Source organism: Peptoniphilus sp., assembly GCF_050943655.1.
Lineage (GTDB): Bacteria > Bacillota > Clostridia > Tissierellales > Peptoniphilaceae > Peptoniphilus_A.
Genome location: NZ_JBMNPQ010000067.1, coordinates 1 through 7,988 on the forward strand (window position 1 = coordinate 1; position 7,988 = coordinate 7,988).

At 36.3% G+C, this 7,988-nt stretch carries 9 protein-coding genes; all 9 read left to right on the forward strand.

Annotation, left to right across the window (positions count from 1 at the left end; translation table 11 throughout):
- Positions 1-225: hypothetical protein (locus tag ACOX6R_RS06425; RefSeq protein ID WP_433448450.1), on the forward strand; the 225-nt coding region annotated here is incomplete at its 5' end.
- 405 nt (positions 226-630) lie between these two features.
- Positions 631-1,452 (forward strand): triphosphoribosyl-dephospho-CoA synthase CitG, encoded by an 822-nt coding sequence (gene citG / locus ACOX6R_RS06430; RefSeq protein ID WP_433448452.1) that lies wholly within the window; start codon positions 631-633, stop codon positions 1,450-1,452.
- A complete protein-coding gene (gene citC / locus ACOX6R_RS06435) occupies positions 1,449-2,453 on the forward strand; it encodes a [citrate (pro-3S)-lyase] ligase (protein ID WP_433448454.1) in 1,005 nt (334 codons plus the stop codon). The genes citG and citC overlap by 4 nt, the downstream gene beginning before the upstream one ends.
- Positions 2,431-2,961, forward strand: coding sequence for a citrate lyase holo-[acyl-carrier protein] synthase (gene citX, locus ACOX6R_RS06440; protein ID WP_433448456.1), 531 nt, complete (start codon positions 2,431-2,433; stop codon positions 2,959-2,961). The genes citC and citX overlap by 23 nt, the downstream gene beginning before the upstream one ends.
- Positions 2,945-4,291: a pyruvate carboxylase subunit B gene (locus ACOX6R_RS06445; protein WP_433448458.1), complete on the forward strand. Its 1,347-nt coding sequence runs from the start codon at positions 2,945-2,947 to the stop codon at positions 4,289-4,291. The genes citX and ACOX6R_RS06445 overlap by 17 nt, the downstream gene beginning before the upstream one ends.
- Before the next feature lie 33 nt (positions 4,292-4,324).
- Complete coding sequence (locus ACOX6R_RS06450; protein WP_433448460.1) at positions 4,325-5,623, forward strand: 2-hydroxycarboxylate transporter family protein; 1,299 nt, start codon at positions 4,325-4,327, stop codon at positions 5,621-5,623.
- Between the two features lie 20 nt (positions 5,624-5,643).
- Complete coding sequence (citD, locus tag ACOX6R_RS06455; RefSeq protein ID WP_433448462.1) at positions 5,644-5,925, forward strand: citrate lyase acyl carrier protein; 282 nt, start codon at positions 5,644-5,646, stop codon at positions 5,923-5,925.
- Positions 5,925-6,824: a citrate (pro-3S)-lyase subunit beta gene (gene citE / locus ACOX6R_RS06460; protein WP_433448464.1), complete on the forward strand. Its 900-nt coding sequence runs from the start codon at positions 5,925-5,927 to the stop codon at positions 6,822-6,824. Before citD ends, citE begins: the two co-directional genes overlap by 1 nt.
- A partial coding sequence (gene citF, locus ACOX6R_RS06465) for a citrate lyase subunit alpha (RefSeq protein ID WP_433448466.1) occupies positions 6,814-7,988 on the forward strand: 1,175 nt, incomplete at its 3' end. The genes citE and citF, both read left to right, overlap by 11 nt.

A 7,988-nucleotide genomic window follows, 5' to 3' on the forward strand; every position in this document is an offset into this window, starting at 1 on the left:
AAGAGACTTGCCGCAAATGGCATGGGTCTTACTCTTACTCCGAGAAGCTATCTTGATTTTATAAAGAGCAAGGACTACGACACGTATGAGCTCATGGGCACAAAGGAAAATTCTTGGCTTCTCACAATTTTAACTATTCCAAATATTTATAAATCTCAGGCGAGTCAGGTTTTTATTAACGAGATTAAAAAGCACTTCGCACGCGATTTTGATAAAACTATATAATTTTTTACTCTGCATGATTTTGCAGAGTTTTTTATTGCAAGTAATTATTTAAATTTTAAAATTTTTAGCTAAATTAAATGAAATCTCTAGATGAAATAATATTTTCTAGTCGATACTAAATCTTCTTAATATAAATTTTAATTTTCAAAATGATTTAATTTTTGTACTAAAAGTATACAATATCTGCGCATAATAAATCGTTGTAGTGGGTAAAATATCACTAGGTCTAATTTAAAGGCAATATGTTGACAGTATGCTTATAAACGCAAATGAGACATTTCAATTGATAAAATATTGGATATAAGTTTTACCTATATTAGTTATTGAAAAGCAGTATGGAAAAATGGGTTTAATTTACTTTATAAGAGGCTTTGAAAGGATATAATTATATTGAGGTTATTTAATATGATAAACGGTGAAATTATTTCAAGAATTGCTTTTAAAGCTCTCATAATGGAAGTTTCGGCATATCCCAAGCCGGGTCTTGTGGACATTGTAAATTCGGGTTCTCACACGGACATGAACTACTTTACTTTTGTGAATAGTTCTGTTGCAATTAGTGACTACTTTAGAGATGCCTTTAACTTGGGTCTTAAAAATTACATGAAAGATGATTTTGACGAGCTAAGAGAACTTGGAAAGGCCTGCGAAAAAAAGATGTATGCGGCAACAAATGGTGTCAATACTCATAAGGGCATAATTTTTTCTCTTGGCCTTTTGGTATACGCAACTGGAATAGAGTACAGAAAAAATAACCTAAGTACAGACTCTGTAATAGATAGAGTAAAACTTCTTGCAAAAGGAGTTACAAAAGAACTCGATAAAAACCTCGATACAGCAGGAGGACGTCAATATACAAAGTATGGACTAAAGGGAGTTCGCGAAGAGGCAGAAGAAGGTTTTGAAAAGGCAAGGGACATTGGACTTTACAGTTTAAAAAAATATTTAAAGACCTCTTCCATTAATGACGCAGTTGTGAATACGCTAATGCACTTTATGGAAGTTTTGGAAGATTCAAACCTCATAAAAAGAGGAGGACTTTTGGGTTTAATTTATGCAAAGGAGTCTGCAAAGATTTCAATTGAGCTAGGTCTTATGAATACAGATAAGGGACGAAGATACATACACTCTTTAAACAGGGAGTTTGTCAAAAGAAATTTGAGTCCTGGAGGCTCGGCAGATTACTTGATACTCACTTTGTATTTGTATTTTTTGGAGGAATTATGATTAGTTATAGAGATGCAATTCCAACACTGGACAAAAAAGATATAGAAGAATTCTTAGATAAATTTGACCTTAAACTCGAGCGCGATGTTGACTACACAGTGATTGCAGAAGATGATGGAAAGATAATCGCAACAGGTTCCCTTTCAGAAAATGTGCTCAAATGTTTTGCCGTTGATCCAAATTATCAGGGCATGGCTCTTTCAAATACTATAATCACAAAGTTACTTGAAAAGGCCTACTCAATGGATAGAAAGCATTTATTTATTTTCACAAAGCCAGACAACGAAAGGATATTTAAGGACTTTGGGTTTGAAACTGTGGCAAAGGTAGAGGAGGTTGTTCTACTCGACAACAAAATCGAAAATCTCTACAAAATCTTAGATGACTTAAAAAACGACGTGCCATCAGGAGTAATAGTTGTAAATGCAAATCCAATGACTTGGGGACATTTTAAATTAATAGAAGAGGCAGCAAGTAGAGTCGAAAAGTTATTCGTCTTTGTTGTTTCAGAAGATAAGTCTGTATTTCCTTTTGAATTTAGATACGACATCGTAAAAAAAGCATGCGAGAGCTTAGAAAATGTAGAAGTCATAAAGTCAAACGACTATATAATTTCACGAAATACATTTCCTACTTATTTTTACAAGGATTCGAAAGTAATAATTGAGGCGTACACAAAGCTTGATATCACAATTTTTGGAAAATACTTCGCACAGGCAATGAACATAAAGACGAGGTTCGTTGGAACAGAAAAAAGCGATGTGGTGACGGCCGACTACAACAAAAAGATGAAAGAAATCTTGCCAAAGTATGGAGTAAATCTCGTTGAGATAGAAAGATTTAAAGAAGAAGGCGAGATAATTTCTGCAAGTACAGTCAGAAAACTTCTAAGTGAAAATAAACTAGATGAGGCGAAAAAACTTGTTCCCGATGTAACTTGGCAGGCTCTTAAGACACCTGAAGGACAGAGGATTATCCATGGACTACAAGAAAATAGCTGAAATTGATAGGCTCCTAGAAGCAAAGGAGTCGAGGTTTAATCATGAGAAGTACTTGGCAGAAAAGTATAAGGCTACACTCATTTCATTTATGCTAAATATTCCAGGAGAAATAAAGAGCACAGAACTCACGAAGAAGTTTCAAAAAAGATATATAGAAATAATAGATAAAATTTTAAAAGATGAAGACATAAAAATCTTACACAGGCAGTTTAGGGAAAAAGTTACTGGAGACGAGTGCTTTTTCGTAGTAGATGAAGATGCGACAAAGGTTAAAAAACTCATGGCTTCTCTTGAGGAGTCGAAGAAGGAGGCTAGACTTCTTGATATAGATGTATTCGATAAAGATATGAATCAGATAAGTCGCGACAGCTTGGGATATCCAAACAGGAAATGTCTAATCTGCGATAACAGTGCAAAATACTGCATGCGAATGAATAGTCATAAATATGAAGATTTAATTATAGAAACTAAAAGATTATTGGAGAGAAAACATGAAAAAGAGGATTGATTTTACAGAAACAGTTCTTCGTGACGCTCATCAATCTTTGATGGCGACAAGAATGAAATACTCCGACTTTGAAGGAGCACTTGATTTAATTGACCGTGCAGGTTACAGCTCAGTTGAATGTTGGGGTGGAGCAACTTTTGACTCATGTATCAGATTCTTAAACGAAGACCCATGGGAGAGAATTAGAAACATAAAGGCGAGTCTTAAAAACACAAAGACACAAATGCTTTTAAGGGGACAAAACCTTCTAGGTTACAAAAACTATCCCGACGATGTTGTAGAAAAATTTATTGAACTTTCAATAAAAAACGGTGTCGACATTGTTAGAATATTCGATGCACTTAATGACCTTAGAAATCTAGAAACATCAATTGCTGCAACTAAAAAATATGGAGCAGAGGCACAAGTTGCACTTTGCTACACAATTTCTGATGTTCACACAGTTGAATACTACACAAAACTCGCATGTGATGTGGAAGAAATGGGAGCAGATTCCATAGCAATTAAGGACATGGCTGGAATTTTAAGACCATACGAAGCATATGAACTTGTTAGAAATATAAGAAAGAAGACGAATATTCCTCTAGCAATTCACTCTCACTCAACAACAGGACTTGGAACAACTACACTTGTTAAGGCAATTGAGGCTGGAGTTGACATTGTGGATACGGCAATCTCTCCATTTGCGGGAGGAACATCACATCCACCAACAGAAACCATGCACATGATAGTTGAAGAAAAGGGATATTACTCACCACTTAAAATAGATGTATTGGAAGAACTTGCACAGTATTTCCAACAAGTTAAAGATAAATACATTCAAGATGGCACACTTCCTGTAAAGATGCTTACAGAAGATCCAAAGGGACTAATTTATCAAGTGCCAGGTGGAATGCTTTCTAACTTATACAATCAACTTACAGCTCTAAAACAAATCGACAAATTTAACGAAGTGTTAGCTGAAGTGCCAAGAGTTAGAAAAGAACTTGGATATCCACCTCTTGTAACTCCAATGAGTCAAATGGTTGGAACACAATCTGCATTTAATATAATTATGGGACAAAGATATAAGATGGTTCCTAACGAAATCAAGGATTACTTGAGAGGAAACTATGGAAAGAGCCCTGTAGAAATTGACGAAACATTTAGAAGATCAATAATAGGCGATGACGTTGTAATTACAGATAGACCAGCAAACCACCTTGAGCCAAAACTTGACTTCTATAGAAACGAAGCTTCAGGCCTTGCAAGAAGCGAGGAAGATGTACTAACATATGCACTTTTCCCAGAAGTTGCTAAGACTTTTTTAGCTAACAAATATGGGGTTTAGTGATAAATTTCTTTAATAATAAGGAGGAGAAAAATGAAAAAGAAATATTTTGGTCTTGAGTTGCCGATGTTACTGATTATTTCAGTAATCATTATATTTGCAACACAAATGGGCATCCTGTCACAAGACTTGGCAGGCGGTTTTGCACTAATGTTAGTTATTGGTATTATTTTCTATGAAATAGGAGAAAGAATTCCAATTTGGAACAAATACATTGGTGGCGGAATTTTGATGGCGTTCTTAGGAACAGCTGTACTTGTGTATTTTAATTTAATCCCAGAAGATTATGTAGCATTAATCGACAGCGTAAACTCTAAACCTATGAACTTCTTGAACTTATTTATCATCATGCTTATCACAGGTTCAATCTTAGGGCTTAATAGAGACCTAATGCTTAAATCATTTGCTGGATACCTTCCAACAATTCTTGGTGGGGTAATTGGTGCAGCAATACTTGGAATCCTTGGTGGACTTATCTTTGGAGTTAGCCCAGCTAACACAGTTTTAAAATACGTTCTTCCTATCATGGGTGGAGGAAACGGAGCAGGAGCTGTGCCACTAAGCCAAATCTATGAAAGAGTTACAGGAGATGCAGCATCAAACTACTACGGATTTGCAATTTCAATTCTTACAATTGCAAATATCTTCGCAATTATTGCTGGTGCAATCCTAAACAATATTGGTAATTCAAAGCCAAATCTAACTGGAGATAAATCAACTCTTTTAAGAGACGCAAGCGAAATTATATCAGATGAAGACGAAGCAGACACTGTAAAAATTTCTATAATTGATTACTGCGGCGCAATTCTACTTGCACTTACATTCTATCAATTAGGAAAAATCTTCTCAGACCTTGTTTGGGATAAAATTGTTCCATCTGTTCCAATTCACACATTCGCATGGATGATTCTATTTGTAGCTATTGCAAACGGAACAGGAATAATTCCAGCATCTCTAAGAAGAGCAGCAAAAGACGTTCAAAAATTCTTTACTAAGAATATGATTTTAGTAATAATGGTTGGTGTTGGTGCAGATACATCTCTTGCAGAACTATTTGCAGCAATCACTCTAGGTAATGTAGTAATGGCTCTACTAATCGTTGTTGGGGCAATATTTGGTTCAGCTATTATTGGAAGAATGGTTGGATTCTACCCAATCGATGCAGCAGTTACAGCAGGACTATGTATGGCAAACAGAGGTGGTTCAGGAGACCTTGCAGTTCTAGGAGCAGCAGACAGAATGGGACTTATCTCTTATGCACAATTATCATCAAGACTAGGTGGAGGTATTATTCTAGTAATCGGTTCAATACTATTTGGACTTTTAATGTAGGTTGATGAAGGAGGCAGAAATTGCAAATTAAAAAAGAAGCTATTGCCGGAACTTTAGAATCAAACGATATAATGATTACTCTAAGCGAAGGTAAAGGAATTAACATTGATTTAGAAAGTAGCGTAAAAAAACAATTTGGAAAACAAATTGAAAAAGTAATTAGAGAAACACTAAAAAGTTATGACATCAAGGACGCAAATGTAAAAGCTGTGGATAAGGGAGCACTTGACTATGTAATAATGGCAAGAGTAAAAACTGCCATTGGGAGAGCTTGTGAAACTGACGAAATGAGGTGGATCTAATGAAAGAAAGACTTAGAAGAACCATGATGTTTCTTCCAGGCAACAACCCTGGAATGTTAACAGATGCTCATATCTATAAACCTGATTCCATTATGATAGACCTTGAAGATGCAGTTTCAATTAACCAAAAAGACGCAGCTAGAATGCTCGTTTATCACGCACTTAAAACAATCGACTACGGCGATGTTGAGACTGTTGTTAGAATTAACGGACTTGACACTGGACTTGGCGAAAAAGATATTGAAGCAGTTGTGCGCGCAGGAGTTGACGTAATAAGACTTCCAAAAACAGATAACGCACAGGACATCAAAGACGTAGACGAAATAATAACAAGAGTAGAAAAAGAAATTGGCCGCGAGGGCGAAACTCTAATGATGGCGGCAATTGAAAGTGCAAATGGTGTAGTAAATGCCATTGAAATTGCACACGCGTCACCAAGAATGATGGGTATCGCACTTGGAGCAGAAGACTATGTAACTAATCTAAAGACAACAAGATCAACTCACGGCATGGAACTTTTTGCAGCAAGAAGCCAAATCGTACTAGCAGCAAGAAGTGCAGGAATTGCATGTTTTGACACAGTAAATTCTAATCTAGACGATATGGAGCAGTTTAGAGAAGAAGTTCAGTTTATAAAGGACCTTGGATTTGACGGAAAATCTGTCATTCACCCTAAACAAATAGCAGTAGTTAATGAAGTTTATACGCCAACAGAAAAAGATATTAGAAAATCTATGAGAATAATTGCAGGAGCAAAAGAAGCAGAAAGAAGAGGCTCTGGTGTAATATCTGTTGACGGAAAGATGGTAGACGGACCTATAATTGTGAGGGCTAGGAGGATACTTGACCTTGCAATTGCTTCAGGAATTTTGAAGGAGGAAGATATTGATGAATTATAATACGAATTCAGTTGGTAGAAAGATACCTGAAAGTCTTCCAGGTATTGGCGAGCTAGTTCCTTTTAAAGGAGAGGGCAAATACCTTAGAAAAGAACAAAAAACTGGAGCAAAAATTAGATACGGACAAAGAGATGAAACAAAACTTCTATCATCAATAGAAGAAGCAATTAAAAAATCTGGCCTAAAAGATGGAATGACAATATCATTCCACCACCACATGAGAAACGGAGACTATGTACTAAATAAAGTATTTGACGTTATTCATGAAATGGGAATAAAAGATTTGACACTTGCACCATCATCACTTTCACCTTGCCACGACCACATCATTCCATACATCAAAGATGGCACAATAACTGGAATCCAATCATCAGGACTTCGTGGAAAACTTGGAGAAGAAATATCAAATGGAATATTAAAAACTCCAGCAATAATTAGAAGTCACGGCGGACGTGCAAGAGCAATTGAAGATGGAGAACTAAAAATCGACGTAGCATTTTTAGCAGCACCATCTTGCGACGAATTTGGAAATATAAACGGACGAACAGGCGCATCAGCTTGTGGTTCACTGGGATATGGAATGGTAGATGCACAGTATGCTAACTGCGTAATCGCAATTACTGATAATCTAGTACCTTTCCCTAACCTTCCTGCATCAATCGGCATGAAATATGTTGACTATGTAGTTAAAGTTGACCAAATCGGCGACCCAACAGGAATCGTATCAGGATCAATAAGATTTAACGACAACCCACGTGACCTATTAATTGCACAAAATGCAGTAAAAGCAATAATGGCATCTGGACTATATAAAGATGGATTTACTTTCCAAACAGGAGCAGCAGGTTCAACACTTGCAGTAGCAAGACTTCTATTTGACAAGATGAAAGAAGATGGCACAAGAGCATCAATGGCACTTGGTGGAATAACTGGATACATGGTAAAGATGTTAGAAGAAGGCTATGTAGACGGGCTAATGGACACACAAAGTTTTGACCTTGATGCAGTAAGATCAATAAGAGAAAACGAAAAACACTTCGAAATCTCAGCATCTGACTATGCGAACCCAAATAATCCAACACCTGCAGTAAACACATTGGACTTTGTACTACTTGGAGCACTTGAAGTTGACACAGACTTTAACGTAAACGTAATGACAAGATC

Bases quoted from the DNA above. Each gene is read 5' to 3' on its own strand.
- citG (WP_433448452.1), top strand. From the start codon at position 631: ATGATAAACGGTGAAATTATTTCAAGAATTGCTTTTAAAGCTCTCATA.
- citC (WP_433448454.1), top strand. From the start codon at position 1,449: ATGATTAGTTATAGAGATGCAATTCCAACACTGGACAAAAAAGATATA.
- citX (WP_433448456.1), top strand. From the start codon at position 2,431: ATGGACTACAAGAAAATAGCTGAAATTGATAGGCTCCTAGAAGCAAAG.
- ACOX6R_RS06445 (WP_433448458.1), top strand. From the start codon at position 2,945: ATGAAAAAGAGGATTGATTTTACAGAAACAGTTCTTCGTGACGCTCAT.
- ACOX6R_RS06450 (WP_433448460.1), top strand. From the start codon at position 4,325: ATGAAAAAGAAATATTTTGGTCTTGAGTTGCCGATGTTACTGATTATT.
- citE (WP_433448464.1), top strand. From the start codon at position 5,925: ATGAAAGAAAGACTTAGAAGAACCATGATGTTTCTTCCAGGCAACAAC.